Raw genomic sequence first — 25,912 nt, 5'->3', positions numbered from 1 at the left:
TCATAACTCAAAACTTAGTTAGTGTTCATGTGTATGTGCCGGTAGTGCATTACTTGCCGAAGCCAGTTTTACCTGATAGGCACCTTCGGTAACAACTCTTTCGCCGGCATGTATTCCTTTTGTTATTTCAACATGGCTTCCGTTATCGGCTCCCAATTTCACTTCCTGCTTTTTGTAGCACTCATCGTCTAGCTGAATATAAATAAAATAACTTCCTTGCTCTTCGGTGAGGGCACTATGAGGCAATGATAATACATTTTGTATGGGGGTAGATAACAGATATATTTCAACAAACGATCCGGGCAACACATCCCCCTTATTATCAAATTCAAAGGTAACAGGCACATAGTATGAATTATCTCCCGATGATTTACCAAACGATAACAGGCGTCCGCCTAAATCCTGTAAATGATAGGTTTCGTTATTATAAGGCGTTTTAAAATTAGCCGATGATATGTTGCGTAGCTGAGAGTAGTATTTCTCGGAAACCTCTGCACGCAAAAACAATCTTCTGTTTTGGGTGATGCTTACCAATGGTTGCCCCAGTTCAACATAGTCTCCCTCTTTTACAAGGATGTTTTTAATGTAACCACCAATGGGGGCCACAATGGTTTGTCCACCTGCCGATTGGTTTTTCGACATTGCTTCGTAACTGATGCGTGCATTTTCATAATTCTGCTTTGCCTGGTTAAAGTCTTTCTCGGATACAATTTTGCTTTCAACAAGAGGCAGCATTCGTTCGTATTCCTTTTTGGCGGTTTCGTATGTAACCTGAGCCTTTTGTACGGGGTCGCCATCTGCCAGATTTTTAGATGATACTACCAGCAACGAACTACCTTTGCCTACACTGATACCTTCGGTTATTTTATTTCTGAAAGATACCACCCCCGATACAGTAGCAACTGCAACGGCTTCATCTCCTTGTGCAGCAAGAACCTGTCCGCTGGTTTTAATTACCTGATTAAAAACACCCGGTTTAATTACTGCCGATCTAATTCCGGCAGCTTCGGCCTTTTCTTTAGAGATTACAATTTCGTCACTATTCTCTTCATTCCCATGGTCGTGGCCGCTATGGTCATCGTGGTCATCGTGGGCGTGTGTGGCATGATCGTGGTCATGACCATCGTGTTTGGAATGGTCGTGCGATTCGTGGTTATGACCATCATGGTCATGATCGTGGTCATGGTTGTGATCGTGACTATCATGATCATGGTCGTGACTATCACAGTTTTCGTGTTGGTGTGTGGCGGTAGTGTCTTTCTTCGTGTTGCTTTGGCACGATCCGAAAAGGAACATACCAAGAATTGTTATGAATAAAAGCTTCTTCATAATTATGTATAATATACTAATGTGCCAATGTGTTAATTGGCTACGCATTAGTTGTGGATAAAATAAATGTTTTGATTAATAAGGAGTACAAATTAGCTTAAAGGAGGCGCACGAAGTCCTGCGGCACGTGTTATATACGTGCCGTGAAGAAATTCCACAAAGACAAAATCATCGTGGATGTTTTTTTCTAAGGGCTGGGTAATGAACCGTATAATCGATTCGGTAAATAGAATGTCTAAGCAAATAAGTGGAGGAAGAGAATTTTCCGAGTCAATTGTTGGTGTAGAAAATACATGGGTTGCACAAGCTCCATTACAACAAGGATCATCTTCTTCGTGATGGTGATTGTGTTCCATTGTACAACAATCATCGTTCTTCAGATCGTCTTTCATACAAATGGTTCCATTGCCATGATGATGATGTGGAATAGCCGGCATGGCTATAAGTATTATACTTATAAGCAACAGAAAGATTGATATGAAAGTCTTTAGTTTCATTTATTTAACTAATTGGGTTACAAAAGTAGGGGATTCGGATGGTATATCCAAATTATAGGTGTGCAACCTGGTTGCAAATGTTTATAGATATCCATATCTTTGAAAATAATATGGAATCAACAGAGCAAACTAAAGAAAGAAATGAAGAGTCAGAACCAATAATCGTTTCTGAAAGAGACTGTGATATATTTTTCAGTGAAATAACTAATCCTAAAAGTCCCAATGAAAATTTATGTATGGCAGCAAACAAGTATAAAAGTTGGATATGTCAAGAGTTTGAGAATCCCTCCGGGATTCAATTTGAATAACCCCCAGTGAAGCGTAGCGACTGGGGGTAAAAAAGTCCTCTCGCACTTCAACCCCGAAGTGGGTTGAATTTACATTCATTGCGTATTAGAACTTTCAGTGTATTTTTTTTCTTAAACTAAATTCTTTATCATGTCTTATTCAAAGATTCTTTTACACATTGTCTTTCGTACTAAATATAGCGAACCGACCCTTGATTTATCTTATACGCCCGAATTGTTTAAATACATCTGGGGTGTAATTAAAAACAAGAAAGGTGTTCTTTATCGAATAAACTGTATGGAAGACCATGTCCATATTGTATTGAGTCTTCCGCATACTATTTCACTATCAGATTACATCAAAGCTATTAAAGTATCTTCTTCATTATGGATTAAATCCTCTGGTCTTTTTCCACGTTTCAAATCTTGGGGTGAAGGCTTTTGCGCTTTATCCTATTCATACCAAGATAAAGATACGCTTGTGCAGTATGTAAAAAATCAACAGGAGCACCATAAGAAAGAAAACTTTAGGGATGAGATAATACGTTTGTTCAAAGAACAGGGAGAGGTACTCGATGAGCGTTTTTTCGATGATAAGGATGAATTCAACCCACTTCGGGGTTGAAGCGCGAGAGGACTTTTTCACCCCCAGTCGCTACGCTTCACTGGGGGTTATTCAAATTGAATCCCGGAGGGATTCCCTGTAATCCGAAATTAAAAGGTACAGAAACTATCAACTATCAATTGCATCCCAATCCATTTTCTTCTTTTCGAGGAACTCATATATACCACTTAAATGTTCTTTAACCTGTTTGTTTCCAAATTCATAAACCTTGGTAACTAGTCCGTCAAGGAAGTCACGGTCGTGCGATACAACAATTAATGTACCATCAAAATCAACAAGTGCCTGTTTCAGGATATCTTTTGTTTTCAGGTCCAGATGATTGGTTGGCTCATCCAGAATAAGGAGGTTTACTGGTTCCAACAGTAGTTTAATCATAGCAAGCCTTGTTCGTTCTCCACCCGAAAGTACTTTTACTTTCTTGGTCGATTCTTCTCCACCAAACATAAAGGCTCCCAGCAAATCACGTATTTTGTTACGGATGTCGCCAATAGCTACATCATCAATTGTTTGGAAAACAGTGAGACTCTCGTCCAGAAGCGAAGCCTGGTTTTGAGCAAAGTATCCTATTTGTACATTATGACCTACAGTTAATTCGCCCTCGTGCTCAATCTCTTTCATAATACAACGCACAAGTGTTGATTTACCCTCACCGTTTTTACCAACAAAGGCCACTTTGTCGCCCCGTTCAATGGTTAGCGAGGCATTTTTGAAAACAACATGGTCGCCATAAGTTTTGCCAACCCTGTCCATAACAACAGGATAAGTGCCCGAACGTGGCGAAGGAGGGAATTTCAGGCGTAATGCTGATGTATCTTCCTCATCTACTTCGAGAATCTCCAACTTTTCAAGCATCTTTACGCGGCTTTGTACCTGTAATGTTTTAGAGTAGGTACCTTTAAAGCGTTCAATAAACTCTTTGGTTTCGGCAATAAACTTTTGTTGTTCGTCGAATGCCTTTTGCTGTTGCACACGACGTTCTTTTCTCAACTCAAGATATTTGGAGTAGTTTACTTTATAATCATAGATTCGTCCCATTGTAACTTCAATGGTTCGGGTTGTAATGTTATCAACAAATTTACGGTCGTGACTAATAACTATTACTGCTTTGGCACTATTAATAAGGAAATCTTCCAACCACTGAATAGATTCAATATCCAGGTGGTTTGTAGGCTCATCGAGTAGTAATACATCCGGTTTTTGCAGAAGTAGTTTGGCTAGCTCAATCCGCATCCGCCATCCACCGCTGAAGTCGCTGGTAGGGCGGGTAAAGTCTTCACGCACAAACCCTAAACCCAGAAGTGCTTTTTCAACATCCTCTTCGTAGTTGGTAGCATCTATGGTATAAAACTTTTCACTGAGTGCCGATACCTTTTCGATAAGCTCCATGTAACTGTCGCTCTCGTAATCGGTACGGGTTTCCAGTTCTTTGTTTAGCTTATCAATTTCGGCTTCCATTTCATGGAGATGCGCAAAGGCTTGTGCTGTTTCTTCAAAAACGGTTCGTCCGTCTTCGGTCATCAGGTGCTGCGGCAGATAAGCAATAACAGTATCTTTCGGGGCAGATACTTTTCCGCGGCTGGGTTGTCTAACTCCGGCAAGTATTTTTAAGAGTGTACTTTTACCTGCACCGTTTTTCCCCATAAGGGCAATACGGTCTTTTTCATTAATAACAAAAGATATATCAGAGAATAGTGTGCTACCACCAAATTCAACAGTAAGTCCGTCAACAGATATCATGAGTAATGAGTTTTGAGTTTTGAGTAGTGAGTTGTGAGTGATGAGTTGTGAGTAGTGAGTAATGAGTAATGAGTTACGGATGCCGCATGGCACTCAAAACCCATAACTCACTACTCATAACTCAAAACTCAAAACTCAAAACTCACTACTCATTACTAATTTTGCGGCTGCAAAGATAAGCAATTAATGCTTTTTTTTATAACTTGCACACAAATACAGGAATAAATAGACAAACTTTATGGAAGCTGCTGATTATATGCAAGATAACCGTCCTCTTATTTTGGTTGCCGAAGATGATGAAAGTAATTTTAAACTGATAAAAGCCATCATTCAGAAAAAATACCGAATAGAGTGGGCAAAGAATGGTGAAGAGATGATAACCTTATACAAGCAACATCAGGATGAAGTCGCAGCCTTGTTGATGGATATAAAAATGCCCATAATGAACGGGTTGGAGGCAACCAAAGCTATCAGAGAGCTTTCGGGTAGCATTCCTATTATTATGCAAACTGCTTATGCTTTTAATTCGGATAAAGAGGCTGCTATGAAAAGCGGCGCAACAGAAGTTCTTGTTAAACCCATAACCCTTAAAACATTAAGAAGCTGCTTAAGCAAATATACTCCCGAAGTAAGCTGGTAATGATTTAATGTGCCAATGTGAAAATATGCCAATGTGCCAATTACCATGCGGATACTGCAAAGCAATTGGCACATTGGCATATTTTCACATTGGCACATTAAATCATCATTCTTGGAATTTCTTACTCACCTTCATTATATTAGTGGTGTAAGTAACAACGTTTTGGGCTTCTTGTAACATAGTAAGATATACCAGGCTTACTTTGATACTTCCCTTTTGATTTTGAATTCGTTGTAGCTCTTCTCTTTTAATAGCCGACAGTTGGTTGTTGATTGTATTTGATTCTCTGATATCTACAGCCAGATTGCTATAATCATTTTCTATTAATTTGGTTTTGCACGAACGTACCAGACTGATAATAGATTCGGTTATGGTGCTGAATTCCTCTTTCTGGGTATCATCTAATGGTTTGAAGTTGTTATCAATATGTTCCAAACACGGTTCGTTAATACGATCGATACTATAAACTAACTCGCTGGCAAAATCATTACCCTGATAATAATACAATCCTTTTTCGAGCAATGTTTGATTATCAAGTTTTGAGATGGCCATTGTGCCGATACGCCTCATTTGCTTAATCAGTTGTTTCTCAAATTTAATGGCGCCGGATGCCTTTCTTAATCCCCGTAGGTTTTCGTTAAAGAAAGAAACAACGGTATTGTTAAAGTTAACATCGACAAAGTCGAAAACCTTAGAAAGCTCTTCGCGGGTAAGAATACGGAGCAGTTTCAAAGCCTCCTCGCTGTTGGGTGCGCTTAACAGTTGTTTAACCGTTTCGTTAACTTCGCCTCTATTCTTTTTCTTTTTAAATAGAATCTGATTACGAATTAACGATAATGCCGCTAAAGCAATCATTGCTATTATGGCTATTGTACCGCCATAATGTATAACTATTGCAACAACAAAACAAATAGTAAATGCTGCACCGGCGGTAAGGAACCAACCACCAATAACAGAGAGTACCCCGGTTATGCGGTATACGGCAGAGTCGCGGCCCCAGGCACGGTCGGCCAAGGAGGTACCCATTGCCACCATGAAGGTAACATAAGTGGTTGATAGTGGAAGTTTTAGTGATGTACCAACAGCAATAAGCAAACCAGCCAACACCAGATTAACCGAAGCACGTATAAGGTCGAAAGCAGCCCCATCGGCCATAATAACCTCATCTTTACGAAAACGGGTGTCGAGCCATTTCTTAGTTCTATCCGGAACCGATTTTGTGATGCTGTGCGATAGGTTTAAACTTATGCGCACCAGTGTACGGGCTATAGGCGTGCTACCGAAACTTTCCTCACCTTCGTCCTGCCGCGAAAGGTCGACAGAGGTTTTAATCACATTTTGAGCTTTCTTTGAAGTGTATAACGCATATACCATAATAGCACCTGCACCTAAAAGAAAATACCAGGGAGTTATTGCCGATCCGGTTAATGAAGTCATCAGGAATCCATCGGGTCCTAACTCGCCCGAGTTGGCAGTATAATCAATATAAGAAGAAAATCCAGCCAGTGGCACACCGATAAAGTTAACAAGGTCATTCCCTGCAAACGCCAGTGCCAGCGCAAAAGTACCCAGCAGAACAATTATTTTGAATACATTAACCTTAAGCCAATGCAATATCTGCATGAAGATAGTAGAGATAATAAAGCAGGTGCTTACCAGCATGAAGGTGTTATCGTGTATCCATGTTTTGTATTCGGCAGTCATAAAGGAGCTATCTTTCAATCCTTTAATCAGCATAAAGTAGATGATAGCTGTAACAGCAACTCCGCCAAACACCCCGATGGCGTACTTCATGGTTCTCTTATAATTAAATGTGAAGATAACACGTGTGATGTACTGAACCACCATCCCGAAAAAGAAGGCAATAGCAACCGAGATGAATATGGCCATTATCACAGAGAGCGCCTTGTCGGTATTTATCAGATCGCCGAAACTTAAATCGCTTCCGGCAACTTTTATCAGGGCGAGGGCAAAGGTACCTCCCAACAATTCGAATACCATTGATACAGTAGTCGAGGTAGGCATTCCCATAGAGTTAAAAAGATCGAGTAAAACTACATCCGTAAGCATTACCGCCAACAGTATGCACATTATCTCGGCAAAATAGAAATGTTGTGGTTGGTAAATGCCATGCCGGGCAATATCCATCATGCCATTAGAAAAAGTGGCACCCACAAATATACCTATTGCTGCAATGAAAAGTACCAGCTTAAATGGAGCGGCTTTTGAACCTACTGCCGAGTTTAAGAAGTTTACGGCATCATTACTAACGCCGACCATGATATCGTATATGGCTAATACAAATATAAAAATTAAAATCCCGAGGTATAACGTGTCCATAAAATCAAGTTTATTTCAAGGAACAAAGGAATTGAATTTTTATTGCATAAAAATGTCGTATGTATTACAAACCTATTTCATTTCCTGAATATGAAATACACTGCCATAACCAAACAAACAAAAGCTGCCAAATGGTTCCACCGCAATTCGGTTTTAAAAGCAATAACCGAGAATATAGTAAAAACCACCAGTGTTATAACTTCCTGAATAACCTTTAGTTGCATAATATCGAAGGCACCACCATTCTCCTTGAATCCCAAGCGGTTGGCCGGTACCTGAAAGCAATATTCAAAGAAAGCTATACCCCAACTGATGAGTATTACCATAATTAACGGCAGTGTTGAAAACCAAGAGAATTCTTTAAGTTTAAGATGGCCGTACCATGCCAGTGTCATAAACACATTAGATATTACAAGTAGTAAAATGGAATAAAAACTTTGGGTTATCATATTATTTGTTATTTGCTTTTTGAATCTTTTATTACCATTTCGGGCAATAAATCTGTTTGTATATTGTTCATGCTTCCCCACAAGCTATAACGGGCTTCGGGATTCATTGTTTCCAGTTGTTTTAGAATGCCTTTCATGTCACTGCGGCTCGATTGCGACTCGTACGGGCAGTTCTTGATTTGTTTCTTATATCCCCGAATGGCGGCAAGTTCAACTAAATCCGATTCGTGAACCAAACACATAGGGCGGATAATTGTCATATCAAACTTCTTCATAACCAGTTTGGGCGGCATTGTGCTGAAAGCCCCTTGGTAAGTAATGTTCATCAGTAGGGTTTCCAGGATATCATCCATGTGGTGGCCGAGAGCAATTTTGTTGCATCCTTGTTCTTTGGCTACAGTAAATAAGGCTTTCCTGCGATTCCATGAACAGAGAAAACAGGGCGATTTACGTGTGTCGGTACTTGGGTCGAACGATGTTTCGAAAACCACAAACGGAACATTGTATTGTGCGCACAACTCTTTCAGATACTCCATGTCGGTTTGATACGGAATGTTTGTCATAACAACATGCACAGCCACTACCGAAAACGCAGGCTTAAATATATGCGAACGGTTGCCCAGCAACTCTAACAAAGTCAGCGAGTCCTTGCCACCCGATAATCCGATAAGAACCTTATCTCCATCTTCAATCAGTCCATACTCTACTACACCCTTGTTGAATCTCTTGTTAATTCTGCGGATAAGTATATCTTCTTCTGTAAACTTAGGCATTGTATTTATAGGGTTTGAATGTTTCTTCCCAGGCCGCAAAATTAATAATTTCAGTTCTCAATTCTCAATTCTCGATTTATTTATTATCTTTGCACCGCTTTTCGCGCAATCGCTGTCAAAGAAGAGAGTTGCTTGATATGTTGCGTTGTAACGATAAACAATTAAAAAATAAAAGAACAATGGATCTTATTAAAATTGCAGAAGAAGCATTTGCTACTGGCAAACAACATCCAAAATTTAAAGCAGGCGATACTGTTACAGTAGCATATCGTATCGTAGAGGGTAACAAAGAACGTGTACAGTTGTACCGTGGTGTTGTTATCAAAATTGCAGGTCATGGCGACAAAAAACGTTTCACTGTTCGTAAAATGTCGGGAACTATTGGTGTAGAAAGAATTTTCCCTCTTGAATCACCTGCTATCGACAGCATCGAAGTGAACAAAATTGGTAAAGTACGTCGTGCTAAATTGTACTACTTACGTGCACTTACCGGTAAAAAAGCTAGAATCAAAGAAAAAAGAGTTAACTAAGAAACTTTATACTCTGATTCAAAATAAAAGCGGAAACCTTGTTGGTTTCCGCTTTTGTTGTTAATAGGGGTTTCCTCATTTTTGTATATTATTAACCCTTGGGTTTGCTGCAACAATTCATTCCAGATCTTTTTTCAGATACATCAATATGTTTCTCTGTAGCTTTCTTCGGAAAAGTCTGTAGTTCTCTGTGGAAAACTCTGTAGCTTTCCATGGAAAAGTATGTAGTTTGCCAAAGAAAACTCTGTAGTTTTACAAAAACAGAATACGGGAATGAGAGTAATTTTAAAACTACCAACATTCCCGTATTACATCTGCTATCTTGCGTTATACCAAAGATACAAAAAAACGGTGATATATGCAAATGTGTATTAACAACTAGAAACATTTGATACATAACTATACTACGGATGATTTTTTTGTTCATCAGAATTAATTTGGTATACAAATTTCCCGCTTTCGTCTCAAAAATACATGAATAAAGTTTATACTATAATATTTTCTATATCTTTGCCGCCGATTTAACAACACAAAGCCTAAAACTTTAATTATGCACTTTGGACAACGAACGTTATTTACAATTCTCTTTTCTCTCTCTTGTACTGTTCTTTTCTGCCAAGAGTACCGGATTAGTGGAACTGTTAGTGATTCACGCACTCAGGAAACCCTTATTGGAGTATCCATTCACCTGAAAGATAAACCTTCCTTCGGTAGCACTACCGATAGTAAAGGTAAGTATTCTATTCCACTGTCTGCCGGAAAATATACATTGGTAGCACATTATATGGGATATGAAATACAGGAAATACCTGTAACAATAACCAATAAGAATCAAACAAAGAACATTGAACTCTCTCAAACTTCTTACCAACTGAACGAAGTTGTTGTAACTTCTAAACGGGCCGATGCTGCCGTATCCGAACCGCAAACCGGAGTTACTCAACTGGAAGTAGAGCAACTAAATAAACTCCCCGTACTTATGGGCGAAAGGGATGTTATTAAAACACTCGAACTACTGCCCGGGGTTAAAAGTGCCGGCGAAGGTAGTTCCGGATTCTTTGTACGTGGTGGCACTGCCGACCAGAATCTGATTATCCTTGATAACGTTTCTGTGTACAATGCCTCGCACCTGATGGGATTCTTTTCTACCTTTAACTCGGATGTGCTTCGTGATGTTGCTTTGTATAAAGGCCCTATCCCGGCACAATATGGCGAAAGGTTATCGGCCATACTCGATGTACAGCAACGCAATGGTGATATGCAACGATACCGGGTGTCGGGTGGTATTGGTCTTATCTCTTCAAAACTAAATGCCGAAGGACCGATACAAAAAGGTAAATCTTCGTTCCTGTTTGGTGTTCGCCGAACGTATGCCGATGCAATAGCCAGATTATCGGGGGTTGAGAAAGCGCAGAATGCCTACCTTTACTTCTACGACCTGAACATGAAACTGAACTTTGCCCTTTCCGACAAAGACCAATTGTCTGTTTCCGGTTATCTGGGCAGGGATAAAATGGTTTTAAAAGATATGGCAGATATGGGATGGGGAAATGCTTTCCTGAATGCCAAGTGGACACGCATAATGAGTCCCACATGGTTATCAACCACATCGTTTGGATACAATAAGTACTCCTATGGGGCCAGCATGAATATAGGTATGAATATGGAAAGTAATGCAAAGATACAGGATTACGTTCTCAAACATGAATTCCAGTATTCGCCCAATGAAAACAATATCTGGAGATTCGGGCTTCAATCTACCTGGCACGATCTTGCTCCGGGAGACTTTAAGGCAGAGTCGCAAGAAACCAACACCATAAATCTGCATCACCGCTATTCGTGGGAGAACGGTTTATATGCATCGAACAAGCTAAAGCTGTCGGACCGGATTGAGTTTCTATATGGGCTTCGTTTGTCAATCTTTTCAGCAATGGGAAATGGAGAATATTACAAACTGAACGATCATAAAGAGGTAACAGACAGCATCTGGTATTCGTCGGGCAAGTTTGTTAAAACCTATGTGAATCTTGAACCACGTGTATCCGGGGTGTATAAGTTCAACAATGTATCGTCTGTAAAGGCATCGTATGCCCGTACTACACAAAACATGCATCTGCTTACATTTGTTAATATGGGAAGCCCCTTCGACAGATGGACTTCGAGTTCTAACAATATAAAGCCTCAGATATCCGATCAGTTTACATTAGGTTACTTCCGCAATTTCTTTGATAACACCTACGAGTTCAGTGCCGAGGCATATTATAAGGATATGAAGAATCAGATTGATTTTAAAGATCATGCCGAGCTACAAGGATACGATGTTATTGATACCGAATTACTTTATGGCAAGGGCCGGGCTTACGGATTAGAGCTGATGTTACGCAAACAAACCGGGCGTTTAACCGGATGGATTGGTTACACACTCTCTAAATCGGAGAAGAAGATTGATGGAATAAACCAGAACCGTTGGTACAATGCCTATCAGGATCGCACACACGATATATCTGTAGTTGGGGTGTACGAGTTGAACCGTAAATGGACACTGTCGGCCGCATGGATTTATTATACCGGTAACGCTATTAGCTATCCAAGCGGAAAGTATCAGATTGATGGCAAAGATGTAATGTATTACTCGGAACGAAATGGTTACCGGGCACCTGCTTATCATCGGTTAGATTTGGGAGCAACCTGTTTATTAAAGAAAACATCTAAATACGAATCGGAGCTTTCTTTTAGTTTATACAATGCTTACGGTCGCAAAAATGCTTATATGATTCAGTTTCGTACCAACGACGACGATCCAAGCAAAACATCTGCCTACCGGTATTCATTGTTTACCTATGTACCATCCATCTCATGGAATTTTAAATTCTAACTACTAACTACTATCTACTAACTACTAAAATAATGAAGAAGATACTATATTTTATAGCCATTGTTTCAATACTATCATCGTGCGAAGATATTATTGATGTTGATTTGCACTCAGTTGCTCCCGAAGTGGTAATTGAAGGAGTTATCCGTATGGACGAATATGCGCACGTATTCATAACCAAAACCAAGGACTTTGATGCCGACAACAATTATACCCCCATCAAAGATGCACAGGTTGTTATTACTGATGATGCCGGAAACTCGGAAGAATTAAAACCGGATGCATCAGGAAGATACGTTGCCACCTCTATTATTGGTGTAGAAAAACGCACTTATAACCTCTCTGTTACCTACGAAGAGAAAAATTATACTGCAACTTCTTACATGCCACCAAGGGTTGAGATAGATTCGATTACAGCTTTCAGATTTCCTGTAGCCGATTGCTATTATCCGCAGGTACACTTTGCCGATCCTCTAGGTGAAGAAAACCAATATTACCGTTTTGTATGTGGAATTAATAATGAGTGGCCCAAGAATATTGCCAAGCTGCAACTATCTACCGAGTTTTTAGATGGCAATGTTATCCATGATCCGATATTTTTCTACTTCGACGATGACAATGACGACGACGATGTAATTCAAAACGGCAATTTAATAACCTTGGAAATGCAGTGTATAGACAGAGGCACTTACTACTTTTTTGAAACATTATCGAACACCGGTATGGCGGCAGCAAACCCAACTACTAATATTAAGGGAGGTGCTTTAGGATACTTTGGAGCTTATTCGTACACTCAATTAAGTGCAGTTATGGAGTGGTAGTTTGTCAATCTAAATGTTTTTTATATCTTTGAGAAAGATTTATAAGAAGATATAGCATATGAAACTTAGCCAACAATCACAATCGCTCATTGAGTCAATAATAAAAGAGGCAACCAGCAAGTTCCCTTGCGGATGCGAGCAAAGTGTTGTTACAGACATTCATCTGCAACCCAACCCTAACTCTGCCGAATTGCTTATATTCGATGATGATGATAACGAACTAGCCACCGGTATAATCGACGAATGGTTATCGTACAATGGTCAGAACTTTTATAAAGATGTGGAAAGGGTACTACGTGCCATTCTCACCCGCATGAAAGATAACTATACTTTTGATAAACTATCCATTCTACAACCATATTCATTTGTTTTAGTAGATGAAGACCGGGAAACCCTCTCCGAATTACTACTTGTGGATGAAGATGTACTTTTGGTAAATGATGAATTATTAAAGGGACTGGACGAAGAGTTGGATGCGTTTTTGAAGGATTTGTTGAAGTAAACTGGTTTGCACAAAAGCTACAAAAACAACTGGAATGTTTGGTTCCAGTTGTTTTTGTACTGGTTATTTTAAGTTTATCAAGTACTCAATGACAAACTAAAAAAAATATTTATGCTGTTTATTATTCTTTGACCCGCCAAATAGCATTCACCTTTCTGCGAATCACCCATATATTGATAGCAGCAACCATCAGCGATACAACCATTCCAATAAGTATTGTAAACCATATACCGCTACTTTCTGCACCGGATAGTGAACTTAAAAGTTCAAGATAATACCCTCTTGCCAGCACCACAAGGAATATGGCGATAACCAACACCAACACACTTAATACACTTGTAAGTGCCTGATAAGGGAATGATACCTGTTTAGGACTGTAACCAATTAACAATAAGCTCTCTAACTTGGTGGTGTTTTTTTGTAAGAGCAGGAATATGCTCAACATCAACATATAGAAAGAAAGAATGGTGATAATTATTCCGATTCCCAGAACAATACCTACTATCAGCCGCAGGAAATAAGTGGTTTTGCCGGCATCCAGCTTGTTGTCTTCGGTTTCGTACCCTTTGTCGTAAAAGAATTGGGCTATGGTAGAGTCGGCCGGATTGTTCACCTCAATAATTAAACGGGCAGGTTCTGCTTTGATGCCTGAGGCAAACTTACTGTTGGCCCAATCCATAAACGATTGGGGAACAAGAATTGTATTCAACCGATTGGAGAAACCTACAATGTTACCCTTGAACCCTTCGCGCTGGCCACCACTACCGCGAAGTCGTATGTCCATCTGAATCAGTCCCATTATCCCTTCGGATATTTTGGGCAGGTTGCGCGACTGGGCAAACCCAAAGTTATATAAGTTGAGATAGTTGCGGGGGATTATGATTGGAATTGTTCCACTGTTCGGGTCGAACTGCCATTTACTAAGATCAATGTCAACAAACTCATCTGGTACAGATTCGAAAAACATGGCAGTTGAAAGCTGTACACCAGCCTCGGGCATACTTATGCCGGCCGAAACATTAAAAAGAGTCGGAGTAAATCCGCCTACGCTCTTGGTGAAGGTTTGTTCTTTGATTTCTTCTATATCGGTAGCCGAGAAGGTGTTCGACTTTTTAGCGAATGAACTTAGAGTGCTGATTTTCTTCGACACAATAACATATTCGCCTTTCATAAAACTGTCGCCTCCGGTAAACATAGGTGTTACATCCCGGTAAAACTGAATACCTAAAAGAATAATTACCATACCAAAAAGGTTGGCCAGAAAAAAACCGGTGAGTTGTGCTACACTTATGTGTTGGCGAAGAAGCCGTCCTATTAATCTATTCATTACAATTTGAATACTTTATTGAATGGTAATTCTATGTGTTTTCCTATCGAAGTAATAATTATGCCGGCTCCTTGCTGCCCGGCTTCGGACTGTAATATACTTCCCATTATTTCACCGTTCACATCGTCAAGGTGACTCACGGGTTCGTCCATCATAAAGAAATCGCAAGGTTGGCATAAGGTGCGTACAAATGCAACGCGCTGTTGCTGTCCAAATGATAGTTTCCCTACTTTCGACTTAATTTTATCCGGAATGCCCAGTTGCTCCAACAAGTCCTTGATTTCTTTTTTCTTCTTGAATCCGGTTAGGTTGTTCTTAAGCTGTATGTTTTCCATAACCGACAATTCGGGGAAGAGCCGCAGGTCTTGAAACAACATACTTATCGACTCTTTGCGAATGTTTACCCACTGCTGGGTCGAGAATGTTTTTATATTGCTATCATCGAAAGTTATTATTCCCTGATAATCTGTTCGGTATCCATAAATAAAACTGCATAAAGACGATTTTCCTGTTCCCGAGGCGGCTTCAATTAAATAAGTTTCGCCTTTGTGGAAAATAACATCTTTATGCCAGATATCCGAGTTTATTGAACTACGGCCTGCAAACACTTCGGGAAGCGTTTGCTGCAAATGAATAATCTCCATTTAATTTGTATTAATGTAGAGTGAGGTAAAGGACCTCCTTTACCTCACTATAATAAATCATTTCTTACCTCGTTGGCCTCCTTCGCCACCTCCCCGGTTTATTCCTTTTACCAGTTCCCGGTGGAATCTCATTTCGGCCCTTTGTACCATGTATATCTTTTTAGGTGATAGTACGGTTTTAAATTTAATGTAATATGTTTTATCCAACTGGTCGGAAGCCATGCGAAGGTCGTACACTTCGAGCATTATTTTTTCGTACTCGTCGTTGGTTAAATTATCATCTTTGCCTTTATGAAGCTGTTGCCATGCTTTATCATTCAGTTCTTTCTTTTTATCCTGAAGCTCAAAGTACAGTGGGAAAAACTTTTCGGCCTCAACAGCAGTTAGTCCGGCTTTCTCGGTGATAAAGGTTTTTTGCTTCTGTCTGAACTCTTCGGGCGATAGATTTTGCAGTGGCCCATCGTAAGCTTTCATTAGCGATACGCTTCCGATCAATATTATCAGTAAAAGTACAATTCTCTTCATTGTTTATTATTCAGTTAGGTAAACATATAGTGAATAATCATCGAACATTGATTGGCTCAATGAGTAATCCAGTTCTTCGTCCGAGAGCATTTCGATTTCATTTGCAGTTAAGTCTTTACTGTCGGCAAACGGATTTGGTTTGAATTTTGCAACATTAATTATTAATGCAGCACCGGCAAACATGGCAGCCATATACGCCCATGGCTTAATCCTGTCCCATCTGGAAGGTTCTTTTAGTTGAAAATCCTGTTTCTTCTGTTCCGGCAGATTATTCATCACCTGGGAGGTAAGATTTTCAAAGTAACCTTCGGGCACCGTAAAAGGATTACCTGTACCTACTTTCTTTAAAATTTTATCTTCTTCTTTCATAATTATAGTCCTCCTCTCTTGTCTCTTTTTGACTAGTATAGATTTAAAAGGTTTAATTGGTCGACTCTAAATATTTCTCTATCTTCTTTACCGCATGGTGGTAACTGGCTTTTAAGGCACCAACCGATGTTCCAAAGATTTCCGACATTTCTTCGTATTTCATCTCTTCGTAATACTTCAGATTAAACACCATACGTTGTTTCTCGGGCAGCGTTAATAGTGCTTTTTGCAGCAATAGTTGTGCTTCTTCTCCCGAGAAATAAGAGTCGCCTTCCAGTTTCTGAATAACAGATGCTTCCGGATCGTCGATGGTTATGGTGTTTTGTGCCCGTTGTTTGTTCAGGAATGTAAGGCACTCGTTTAGTGCTATCCGGTAGAGCCAGGTCGACAGTTTTGCATCGGCACGGAAATAGTCTATATTCATCCATGCCTTTATAAATGTATTTTGTAAAAGATCGTTTGCGTCATCATGAGATAGTACCATACGACGTATCTGCCAGTACAACTGTTCGCTGTATTGGGCCACAATCATTTCAAAGCCTCTTTTTTGTGTCTCTTTGTCCTGAAGCAAAGCCAATACTTCCTTCTCTCTGTAAGAGGATTTGGGATTATCACTCATAACTTAATAACAATCTGTTTAGTAGTAAGATTGTTTTTTCTAAATAAGGTTTAATAATATCTGAAAGTTACCTGCAAACTTAAATAAAAATCTCCGATTTATATGCAGTGCGATAATAAAAATTCATCCCGGTAGCATAAAGCCTTTCTCCTACCGGGATAAACCGTTTCTCCTACCGGGATAAAGCCTTCATCCTACCGGGAGAAAAGCGTTATCCCGGTAGGATAAAAAGATGGTTGTTATGGCAACTTGATGGTAATTAGTAGCTAGTAGATAGTAGCTAGTAGCTAGGAGTAAGTAGTAAGAATCCATGCGGCATCGTATTCTACTAACTACTAGCTACTATCTACTAACTACTAAAAAACATTAAAACACTTTGCTCTTTACTATAAAGCCTATACTTTTGCATCGTTGTTTATGCAATCATTTTTTTGGTTTGTATTTTGTTTAACCCGGAAAAACGCTGAACAATAACCCTAAAATATTGTTTTTACTAGTTGAAGTATTACCCTAATAATGTAGAAGATGCGATGAAAAAACTACTTGTTCTTTCTCTATTTATAAGTATTACAACATCATTGAGTTCGCAGGAAGTTCTTAGTTTAGATAGTTGCCGTGCTTTAGCTATATCAAACAATAAAGGCCTGTTAATCAGCAATGAAAAAATAATCTCGGCCTATAACGAACGAAAAGCTGCGTTTACCAACTATCTTCCCAATATATCGGCAACCGGTGCATATATGCGTAACCAGAAAGAAATATCCATTTTGAACAATGACCAGAAAGGTGCTTTGAACAATATTGGAAACACGGTTAATGCCGGCTTTCAGGAGTTTGCCGAGGCTGCCGGAACCATGTTTCCCGATCTGAAACCACTAATATCCTCACTGGGAAGTTCAATGGTCGATCCGTTGAATGGTGTAGGTAACTCTATTGTCGATGCTTTCCGTACCGATACCCGTAACATATTTGCCGGAGCCATTACCCTTACCCAACCTGTATTTATGGGAGGAAAAATCAGGGCCTATAATAAAATAACCAAGTATGCCGAAGAACTGGCACGCCAGCAACATAATACCGGCTTGCAGGATGTTATTTTAAATACCGATCAGGCTTACTGGACGGTTGTATCGTTGGTTAATAAAAAGAAACTGGCCGAAGGCTACCTGAAACTTCTCGAAAAGATGGATAGCGATGTTGATAAAATGATTGCCGAAGGGGTTGCCACCCGGGCAGATGGTCTTTCGGTAAAAGTAAAGCTGAATGAAGCAGAAATGAATCTGACCAAGGTAGACGATGGAGTGAGTCTCGCTAAAATGCTGTTGTGCCAGCTATGTGGTTTAGACCTAACAACACCTATTACCTTGGAAGACGAAAATGTTGAAAGCATTCAGGTTATGCCTATCAGTACCCGGTTCGATATGAATAATGTATATGCCAACCGTTCCGAAATACGAAGCTTGGAACTGGGCCGGGAAATATATAACCAGAAAATAAATGTTACCCGGGCCGAGCATTTACCATCGGTTGCGCTTATGGGTAATTATATGGTAACAAACCCGGGGCTGACCAACGGATTTGAAAAGAAGTTCCGTGGTATGTGGAATGTGGGTGTAATGGTTCAAATCCCAATTTGGCATTGGGGAGAAGGAACATATAAAGTAAGAGCAGCCAAAGCAGAAGCAAGAATAGCCGAATATCAGTTGAGCGATGCCCGTGAAAAGATTGAATTACAGGTTAATCAATCGGCATTCAAAGTAAACGAGGCTATGAAAAAGCTGAATATGGCTAACAAGAATATGGAGAAGGCCGACGAAAACCTTCGTTATGCAAACCTGGGATTCAGAGAGGGTGTTATACCTACCAGCAATGTACTGGAAGCACAAACCGCTTGGCTATCGGCAAACTCCGAAAAAATAGATGCCCAGATAGATGTTAAACTCACAGAAATATATCTCAGAAAAGCAACAGGGCAACTGGGCAATTGATAATTAAATGCAAATGATTATTGAAACGCAGATTACCGCAGATTAACGCGGATTAATCTAAATAAATAATCTGCGTTAATCCGCGTTAATCCGCGTTTTAAAAGAAGTCGTAAATCGTAAAATCGTAAATAAATATGGTTTCAACAAGAAAATCACAAAACAGTAATATGCTATTGGCATTCCTAACATTGTTGGGTGTTATTGCAGTAGTTGCAATAGTTGGCTTTTTCATGTTACGCAAAGGGCCCGAAATAATTCAGGGACAAGCAGAAGTTACCGAATACCGGGTATCAAGTAAAGTACCCGGAAGGATATATGAGCTACGTGTAAAAGAAGGCCAGAAAGTGAATGCCGGAGATACGTTAGCCATATTGGAAGCACCCGACGTAATGGCCAAGTTGGAACAGGCACAAGCCGCTCGTGCAGCAGCCGAGGCACAAAACCAGAAAGCAATTAATGGTGCCCGCCGCGAACAGATTCAGGCAGCCTACGAAATGTGGCAAAAGGCACAGGCAGCAGTTAACTTTGCCCAGAAATCGTATACCCGGGTAAAGAACCTGTATGAAGAAGGAGTGATGGCTGCCCAGAAGTTGGATGAAGTCACCGCCCAGCGTGATGCTGCCATTGCAACCGAAAAAGCAGCAAAGGCTCAATACGATATGGCTGTAAATGGTGCCGACCGCGAAGACAAGGAGGCAGCAGCAGCCTTGGTTGGACGTGCCGATGGTGCCGTGGCCGAAGTACAATCGTACATCAAAGAAACATTTCTCATTGCCCAAACAGCTGGCGAAGTTTCCGAAATATTCCCCAAGGTGGGAGAGCTGGTAGGTACAGGAGCACCCATTATGAATATCGCTATACTGAACGATATGTGGGTTACTTTTAATGTGAGAGAAGACCTTTTGCAAGACCTCACCATGGGAACAGAGTTCGAGGCTATTGTTCCTGCACTTGGAAACAAAGAAATCAGGCTGAGGGTTAATTATATGAAAGACCTTGGTACGTATGCTGCATGGAAAGCAACAAAAACAACCGGGCAATTCGATTTAAAAACGTTTGAAGTAAGAGCGTTACCCATTCATGTGGTAGAAGGATTACGCCCGGGAATGTCGGTAATACTAGAAAAGTAGTTAGTAGCTAGTAGTTAGTAGTTAGTAGACCATGCAGGAGTACTAGCTACTAACTAGCCTAGCTACTAACTACTAGCTACTAACTACTAGCTACTAAAACATGGTTAATAAAACTCATAACTCAAAACTCAAATCTTTATTGCTGGTAATGAAGAGAGAGTGTAGCAGGCTGGTATCCCGTCCGCTCTATTTCTTCTGTATGGTGGCGGCTCCATTATTCTGCTATATATTCTTTACCACGCTGATGGATTCGGGCTTACCCAAAAATCTGCCTGTTGCAGCAGTTGATCTTGATGAAACATCAACCTCACGCAACCTTATCCGTAACCTGGATGCATTCCAGCAAACGGCCATTGTGGCCCATTACGGAAGTGTAGACGAAGCCCGCTCCGCTATTCAAAGGGGAGAGATTTATGGTTTCTACTACATCCCCAAAGGATTATCGCAGCAGGCACAGACTCAGAATCAGCCAAAGATTTCTTTCTATACCAATTACTCATACCTGATTGCCGGATCGCTTTTGTTCCGTGACATGAAAATGATGAGTGAGTTGGCATCCGGCGCAGCCGCCCGAAGTGTATTATATGCCAAAGGAGCTACCGAAGATCAGGCCATGGCCTATCTGCAACCCATTGTTATTGATACACACGCGTTGATGAACCCGTGGTTAAACTATTCCGTTTATCTGTGCAATACCCTGTTACCGGGTGTACTGATGCTGATGATATTTATGGTAACCGTGTACTCTATTGGAGTAGAGATAAAAGACCGCACCGCACGCGAGTGGTTACGCATGGGAAACAACTCCATATACATATCGCTGGCAGGTAAACTATTACCGCAAACGGTTATATTCTTTATTATGGGGATATTCTACAATGTCTATCTATACGGATATTTACATTTTCCCATCAACAGCGGTATTCTTCCAATGATGTTGGCAACCCTTCTGCTTGTGCTTGCTTCGCAAAGCTGCGGAATAATAATGATTGGTACACTGCCTACATTACGATTGGGCTTGAGCTTTGCCTCGCTTTGGGGAGTGATGTCGTTTTCTATTTCCGGATTCTCGTTTCCGGTTATGGCAATGCACCCCGTGTTACAGGCGTTAAGTAATCTGTTCCCGCTCCGGCATTTTTTCCTTATTTATGTAGATCAGGCCCTTAACGGATACGATATGATTTACTCATGGACCAATTATGTGGCTCTACTCATATTTATGTTGCTGCCCTTCTTTGTAGTTAACAGGCTGAAGGAAGCACTGATATATTATAAATATATGCCTTAATTATGGAAGATAAATCATTCATAACCAATATAAAAGAAGGAATACAGGATATGTTCTACATCTGGAAAAAGGAGATCCGTTCGGTTTTCCGCGATCAGGGTGTGCTTATATTCTTTATTCTGGTGCCATTGGCCTATCCGTTGATATATGCCTTTATCTATACCAACGAAGTTGTACGGGATGTTCCGGCAGTGGTGGTAGATAATTCGCGTTCGTCCTTAAGCCGTGAGTATTTGAGAAAAGTGGATGCTACCCCCGATGTCCGGATCGTTTCTTATTGCAGCGATATGGAAGAGGCTAAACTGATGCTAAAAAACAGGTTGGCCTATGGAATTATCTATATACCAGAGGATTTTAGTACCCGTATTCTTACCGGCAAACAAACACAGGTAAGCATATACTGCGATATGAGTGGATTGCTGTATTATAAGAGCGTATTGCTTGCCAACACCGCCGTATCTCTTGATATGAATAAAGAGATTAAGATTTCGATTGCCGGTAATACAACCAACCGGCAGGATGAGGTCACCGCTTATCCGATTGAATACGAGGATGTTGCCATGTTTAATCCTACAGCCGGATTTGCAGCATTCCTTATTCCGGCAGTGCTTGTTCTAATCATTCAGCAAACGTTATTACTGGGTATTGGGTTATCTGCGGGTACCGCACGCGAAAAGAATAAATTCAAAGATTTAATTCCTATAAATAACCATTATCACGGTACACTGCGAATTGTTTTAGGTAAGGGATTGTGTTATTTTATGATATATGCGGTTGTGTCTGTGTATATATTATCGGTGGTGCCCCGTTTATTTAAGCTCAACCAGATTGGTCATGGCGGCGATTTGATTCTCTTTACATTACCGTATCTGATAGCCTGCATATTCTTTGCCATGACGGCATCTATCACTATACGCAACCGCGAAACCTGTATGCTGATATTTGTGTTTACCTCCGTTCCGTTACTTTTTATATCCGGGATATCCTGGCCGGGAGCGGCTATTCCCAAGTTCTGGGAGTATTTCTCGTATCTCTTCCCTTCCACCTTTGGGATTAACGGGTTTGTGAAGATCAATAATATGGGTGCTACACTCAATGAAGTTGGTTTTGAGTATAAAGCTTTATGGCTTCAAGCCGGAGTTTATTTTATAAGTACTTGTGTTGTGTACAGGCATCAGATATTGATGAGTCGCAAGCATATTGTGCAGCGGTATAAGGAGTTGAAGGAGAAGGCGTTGAAATGAGATTAGTTCCTCCTCCGCCCTTCGGGCACCTCCTCCAAAGGAGGATAGCTGCGCTATACAACGTTCCCACATGGTATCCTCCGGAGGAGGTGCCCGAAGGGCGGAGGAGGAATATAAACTACTTACTCCAATCCCGCGGAGCCGGAACAGCCTTCAAAGGCTGACGATTCTTTAAATCCTTCATAACCTCTTCAATAGCGCGATTAAGCTGTTCATCTTCTCCATTCCATTCCTTAATGGGATCATTATCAATAAGAATATCCGGATCAACTCCATGATTCTCTATAATCCATTGTCCAGTCTTAGGATCATAGCTGGTGAAGAAAGGCACACGAATATCTGTTCCATCAATAAACGGAAGAGAACCCGAAATACCTACTATACCACCCCAAGTACGGGTACCAATAAGTTTACCCAAACCTAATGCACGGAATCCCCAAGGGAAGAGGTCGCCATCCGAAGCAGAATATTTATTAATCAAACAAACCTTTGGACCTACCTGAACAGCATCGGGAACAGTTCCAATCATATCGGAACCCCGGCGCATGGTAAGACGGTAAGGCTCACGCGACAAGCGTTCCAGAATCATTGGCGAAACATTACCACCACCATTGGCACGGTCGTCTATAATCAAACCTTCCTTATCCAATTGAGGATAGAAATAACGCGAGAATTCATTCAAGCCATCTACACCCATATCCGGAATATAGATATATCCTACTTTGCCGTTAGTAGCTTTGTCAACCTTTTGAATATTATCCTGTATCCAATTATAATGATATAACGAGTATTCTTCGTCAAGCGGACTGATTACAATCTTACGTGCCCCACCTAAATCAGCTTTGGTATTTAACGAAAGTTCGGTTGGAATACCGGCTTTGCCTACCAATAAGGCATACATGTCTTTCACACTGTTGGTTGGAATACCATCAATGGCAACAATATATTCGCCTTCGGATGCCTTGATACCCGGATCGGTTAACGGTGAACGTAGTTTCTTGCTCCATGAAGCACCCGGAATAATCTTCTCAATGCGGAAGAATCCTGTTTTAGCATCGCGCGATACTTCGGCACCTAACAAACCTGTTTTGATACGTTCGGCCCGCTCCATCTCGCCTGTATTAACATACGCATGTCCGCAATTAAGCTCACCAATTAATTCTCCAATCACATAGTTTAAATCCAAGCGGTTCTTAATATATGGTAGCAATACTTCGTATTTCTTCTTCATGGCCAGCCAATCTACCCCATGCATGTTCTCTACATAGAAACCATCGCGGAAGGCGCGCCATGCTTCATCAAATATCTGTGCCCACTCCTGCGGATAATCTGTAGTGATCTTCATGTTGCTTAAATCAACAGCATCTTCTAAACTTGCTTTCGCAGATGGGATATCGGCTACATAAACCCGATTTCTTCCTTTAAGGAAAAGAGCCTTTTTGGCGTCCCAACCTACATACATCATGGCATCGGCAACCTCGGTTTCCTTTTGCTTTTTCAGGTCGAACATCTTTGTTTTACCACTCTGGGTATAATAAATCTTATCATTATTACCATAGAAATTGTAATACCGTCCGGCTGAGATTGGTAAACGGATAATGCGGTCGGTAATATCCTGCGGATCGAATTTAATGCTCACTGCCGGAGTCTCTTCTTTAGCTTCTGTACCCTTTACTTCCGGCGTTCCATCTTTTTCGAGGAATGGAGAAGGAGTATCTTTAGATAATAAAGCCAGATAAACGTTGTTCATGTTCGAGTAAGTGTGATTCCATTCGGTTGAGCCGTAAGTTGGATTGAAATCACGTGCAGATGTAAATATCAGGTATTTGCCATCACGCGAGAAAACCGGAGAGTAAGAATCGTACCAGCGATCCGTAACAGGATATTCTTTTTTCTCTGCAATATTGAATAAATAAACAATATCAAATTGATTAGGAGCTATGCGCGAATAGGTCAGCCATTTGCTATCTGGCGAATACGAAACATCACGGAACTCTCCATTGGGGTTTTGCAGAAGTGTCGAAACTTTCTTCGTTGCTACATCAATAAGGTTAACACGGTTTTTGCGGTCTGTGTACACAATAGATTTACTATCCGGACTCCATTGCAAGCTACGGATATAGGTATCATTACCCGAAGTTAATTGAGTTACCTTTCCATCAGTATCCTGAATGTAAACCTCTGTTTCTCCTGTTCGATCGGAGATATACGCAACGTGTTTACCATTGGGCGACCATTCTGCACCTCTTTCGTGTGCTCTCGCTGTACGAGTAATGTTACGGGTAACTCCCTTCTCAACAGGAACATTGAAAACCTCACCGCGGGCGGTAATAGCTAAGCGGTTTCCGTCGGCCGAAAGATCAACAGAAGATAAATAATCTGCTCCATTCTTTATTTCACTACGTGCATAAATATGATCCGATGTCAGTTTGATATCTACCTTGCGCGGAGTGCGTTCGTTAGCATCCATTTTATAGATATATCCGCCATTCTCGAATACAATGGTGTTACCGTTTGCCGAAGGAAACTTAATATCGTATTCGGTAAAGTTGGTTACTTTAGTTGTTTCACCTGTTTTTGTGTTATAAACAAACAGGTTCATGGTACGATCTCTGTCGGAGATGTAGAATACATTATCGCCAATCCACATAGGGATGATATCCTGTGAGTTAGAGTTCGATACATTCTTCACTTCCTTTTTGGCTGGGTTATAAATCCAGATATCATCTGCCATTCCGCCTTTGTAATATTTCCAGGTGCGGAACTCGCGCATTACACGGTTGTAGGCTAGCTGCTTTCCATCAGGCGAATAACTAGCGAAACCACCTTCGGGTAAAGGAATTACGGTAGAAAGACCTCCTTCTTTGTTTACAGTATAAAGTTTACCTGTAAATCCGCTACCAATACGGTTGCGGTAAACAATGTTTTGGCTATCGGGTGTCCATCCGGTAACAATGTTATTGGGTCCCATGCGGTCGCCCAGATCGTCACGGCTATTGGTAGGGGTGTATGTAACACGCAAAGGTTCACCACCAGTTACAGGAATGGTATATACTTCGGTGTTACCATCGTACTGACCTGTAAATGCAATGGTTTTACCATCGGGCGAGAAGCGTGGAAACATTTCGTATCCCACATGAGATGTCAGGCGTATGGCTTCTCCACCATTGATTGATACTTTATACAAATCGCCTGCATAGGAGAAAACAATTTCGCTTCCGTTGGTGGAAGGGAAACGTAATAATCTGGCTTCGTCCGAAGCAAATGTTTGCTGCCATATAGCAGTAAACAACAGGGAAAAAAGAATAATCGTTTTTCGCATAGTGCTTATTTGTTTGAAATTTAGGATGATACAAAGATAATGGTTAAGTTA

General features: G+C 40.7%; 23 protein-coding genes. 11 read left to right on the top strand and 12 right to left on the bottom strand.

Going from position 1 to position 25,912, the window contains the following annotated elements:
• Positions 1-18 precede the first annotated feature (18 nt).
• Positions 19-1,329 (bottom strand): efflux RND transporter periplasmic adaptor subunit, encoded by a 1,311-nt coding sequence (locus tag D0T85_RS07370; RefSeq protein ID WP_163211768.1) that lies wholly within the window; start codon positions 1,327-1,329, stop codon positions 19-21.
• Positions 1,330-1,421: 92 nt separating this feature from the next.
• A complete protein-coding gene (locus D0T85_RS07365; RefSeq protein WP_163211766.1) occupies positions 1,422-1,826 on the bottom strand; it encodes a DUF6769 family protein in 405 nt (134 codons plus the stop codon).
• Between the two features lie 77 nt (positions 1,827-1,903).
• Here D0T85_RS07365 and D0T85_RS07360 point away from each other — a divergent pair, with 77 nt between their 5' ends.
• Both D0T85_RS07360 and tnpA read left to right on the top strand, forming a co-directional pair.
• On the top strand, positions 1,904-2,134 hold the full coding sequence (locus D0T85_RS07360; protein ID WP_163211764.1) for a hypothetical protein: 231 nt from the start codon (positions 1,904-1,906) through the stop codon (positions 2,132-2,134).
• Positions 2,135-2,264: 130 nt separating this feature from the next.
• Entirely contained in the window at positions 2,265-2,738 is a 474-nt protein-coding gene (gene tnpA, locus D0T85_RS07355; protein WP_163211762.1) for an IS200/IS605 family transposase, read from the top strand.
• A gap of 108 nt (positions 2,739-2,846) precedes the next feature.
• Here the strand turns inward: tnpA and D0T85_RS07350 are convergent, their stop codons facing one another.
• On the bottom strand, positions 2,847-4,475 hold the full coding sequence (locus tag D0T85_RS07350; RefSeq protein ID WP_163211759.1) for an ABC-F family ATP-binding cassette domain-containing protein: 1,629 nt from the start codon (positions 4,473-4,475) through the stop codon (positions 2,847-2,849).
• Between the two features lie 238 nt (positions 4,476-4,713).
• Between D0T85_RS07350 and D0T85_RS07345 the strand changes: the two genes are divergently transcribed.
• A complete protein-coding gene (locus tag D0T85_RS07345; RefSeq protein ID WP_163211757.1) occupies positions 4,714-5,115 on the top strand; it encodes a response regulator in 402 nt (133 codons plus the stop codon).
• A gap of 105 nt (positions 5,116-5,220) precedes the next feature.
• Here D0T85_RS07345 and D0T85_RS07340 read toward each other — a convergent pair whose 3' ends face one another.
• The 3 genes from D0T85_RS07340 to D0T85_RS07330 form a co-directional block, all read right to left on the bottom strand.
• Positions 5,221-7,455, bottom strand: a complete 2,235-nt coding sequence (locus D0T85_RS07340) for an inorganic phosphate transporter (protein WP_163211755.1) — start codon at positions 7,453-7,455, stop codon at positions 5,221-5,223.
• Between the two features lie 77 nt (positions 7,456-7,532).
• Positions 7,533-7,904, bottom strand: coding sequence for a DMT family protein (locus tag D0T85_RS07335; protein WP_163211753.1), 372 nt, complete (start codon positions 7,902-7,904; stop codon positions 7,533-7,535).
• Between the two features lie 8 nt (positions 7,905-7,912).
• Positions 7,913-8,677 (bottom strand): ATP-binding protein, encoded by a 765-nt coding sequence (locus D0T85_RS07330; protein WP_163211751.1) that lies wholly within the window; start codon positions 8,675-8,677, stop codon positions 7,913-7,915.
• A 179-nt stretch (positions 8,678-8,856) separates the two neighbouring features.
• On the opposite strand from D0T85_RS07330, the gene rplS reads away from it, so the two are divergent.
• From rplS to D0T85_RS07310, 4 genes are all read left to right on the top strand, one after another.
• Complete coding sequence (gene rplS / locus D0T85_RS07325) at positions 8,857-9,207, top strand: 50S ribosomal protein L19 (RefSeq protein ID WP_163211750.1); 351 nt, start codon at positions 8,857-8,859, stop codon at positions 9,205-9,207.
• A gap of 550 nt (positions 9,208-9,757) precedes the next feature.
• Positions 9,758-12,082 (top strand): TonB-dependent receptor, encoded by a 2,325-nt coding sequence (locus D0T85_RS07320; RefSeq protein ID WP_163211748.1) that lies wholly within the window; start codon positions 9,758-9,760, stop codon positions 12,080-12,082.
• Between the two features lie 32 nt (positions 12,083-12,114).
• Positions 12,115-12,903, top strand: a complete 789-nt coding sequence (locus D0T85_RS07315; protein ID WP_163211746.1) for a DUF4249 domain-containing protein — start codon at positions 12,115-12,117, stop codon at positions 12,901-12,903.
• Between the two features lie 58 nt (positions 12,904-12,961).
• Positions 12,962-13,405, top strand: a complete 444-nt coding sequence (locus D0T85_RS07310; protein ID WP_163211744.1) for a hypothetical protein — start codon at positions 12,962-12,964, stop codon at positions 13,403-13,405.
• A gap of 121 nt (positions 13,406-13,526) precedes the next feature.
• Here D0T85_RS07310 and D0T85_RS07305 read toward each other — a convergent pair whose 3' ends face one another.
• From D0T85_RS07305 to D0T85_RS07285, 5 genes are read right to left on the bottom strand one after another with little or no spacing between them, the layout of a single operon-like run.
• Positions 13,527-14,732: an ABC transporter permease gene (locus tag D0T85_RS07305; RefSeq protein WP_163211742.1), complete on the bottom strand. Its 1,206-nt coding sequence runs from the start codon at positions 14,730-14,732 to the stop codon at positions 13,527-13,529.
• Positions 14,732-15,376 carry an ATP-binding cassette domain-containing protein gene (locus tag D0T85_RS07300; RefSeq protein WP_163211740.1) on the bottom strand — a complete coding sequence of 215 codons (645 nt, stop codon included), beginning with the start codon at positions 15,374-15,376 and terminating at the stop codon, positions 14,732-14,734. Before D0T85_RS07300 ends, D0T85_RS07305 begins: the two co-directional genes overlap by 1 nt.
• A 57-nt stretch (positions 15,377-15,433) precedes the next feature.
• Positions 15,434-15,901: a hypothetical protein gene (locus D0T85_RS07295; RefSeq protein ID WP_163211738.1), complete on the bottom strand. Its 468-nt coding sequence runs from the start codon at positions 15,899-15,901 to the stop codon at positions 15,434-15,436.
• 6 nt (positions 15,902-15,907) lie between these two features.
• Positions 15,908-16,270 carry a hypothetical protein gene (locus tag D0T85_RS07290; protein WP_163211736.1) on the bottom strand — a complete coding sequence of 121 codons (363 nt, stop codon included), beginning with the start codon at positions 16,268-16,270 and terminating at the stop codon, positions 15,908-15,910.
• Between the two features lie 52 nt (positions 16,271-16,322).
• The gene (locus D0T85_RS07285) at positions 16,323-16,889 is read right to left on the bottom strand and encodes an RNA polymerase sigma factor (protein ID WP_163211734.1); all 567 of its coding nucleotides are present in this window, start codon (positions 16,887-16,889) and stop codon (positions 16,323-16,325) included.
• A 530-nt stretch (positions 16,890-17,419) separates the two neighbouring features.
• Here D0T85_RS07285 and D0T85_RS07280 point away from each other — a divergent pair.
• From D0T85_RS07280 to D0T85_RS07265, 4 genes are all read left to right on the top strand, one after another.
• Positions 17,420-18,877: a TolC family protein gene (locus D0T85_RS07280; protein WP_163211732.1), complete on the top strand. Its 1,458-nt coding sequence runs from the start codon at positions 17,420-17,422 to the stop codon at positions 18,875-18,877.
• Positions 18,878-19,011: 134 nt separating this feature from the next.
• Positions 19,012-20,007: an HlyD family secretion protein gene (locus tag D0T85_RS07275; RefSeq protein ID WP_163211730.1), complete on the top strand. Its 996-nt coding sequence runs from the start codon at positions 19,012-19,014 to the stop codon at positions 20,005-20,007.
• Between the two features lie 100 nt (positions 20,008-20,107).
• Entirely contained in the window at positions 20,108-21,295 is a 1,188-nt protein-coding gene (locus D0T85_RS07270) for an ABC transporter permease (protein ID WP_163211728.1), read from the top strand.
• Positions 21,296-21,297: 2 nt separating this feature from the next.
• Entirely contained in the window at positions 21,298-22,539 is a 1,242-nt protein-coding gene (locus D0T85_RS07265; protein WP_163211726.1) for an ABC transporter permease, read from the top strand.
• 118 nt (positions 22,540-22,657) lie between these two features.
• Here the strand turns inward: D0T85_RS07265 and D0T85_RS07260 are convergent, their stop codons facing one another.
• The gene (locus D0T85_RS07260) at positions 22,658-25,861 is read right to left on the bottom strand and encodes a S41 family peptidase (RefSeq protein WP_163211724.1); all 3,204 of its coding nucleotides are present in this window, start codon (positions 25,859-25,861) and stop codon (positions 22,658-22,660) included.
• Positions 25,862-25,912: the final 51 nt, after the last annotated feature.

The sequence above is a fragment of the Bacteroides sp. 519 genome (assembly GCF_010500955.1).
Taxonomy (GTDB): Bacteria; Bacteroidota; Bacteroidia; order Bacteroidales; family Bacteroidaceae; genus Bacteroides.
Note: the sequence above shows the minus strand (reverse complement) of the source record. Positions and strands in the feature narration are given on the sequence as shown.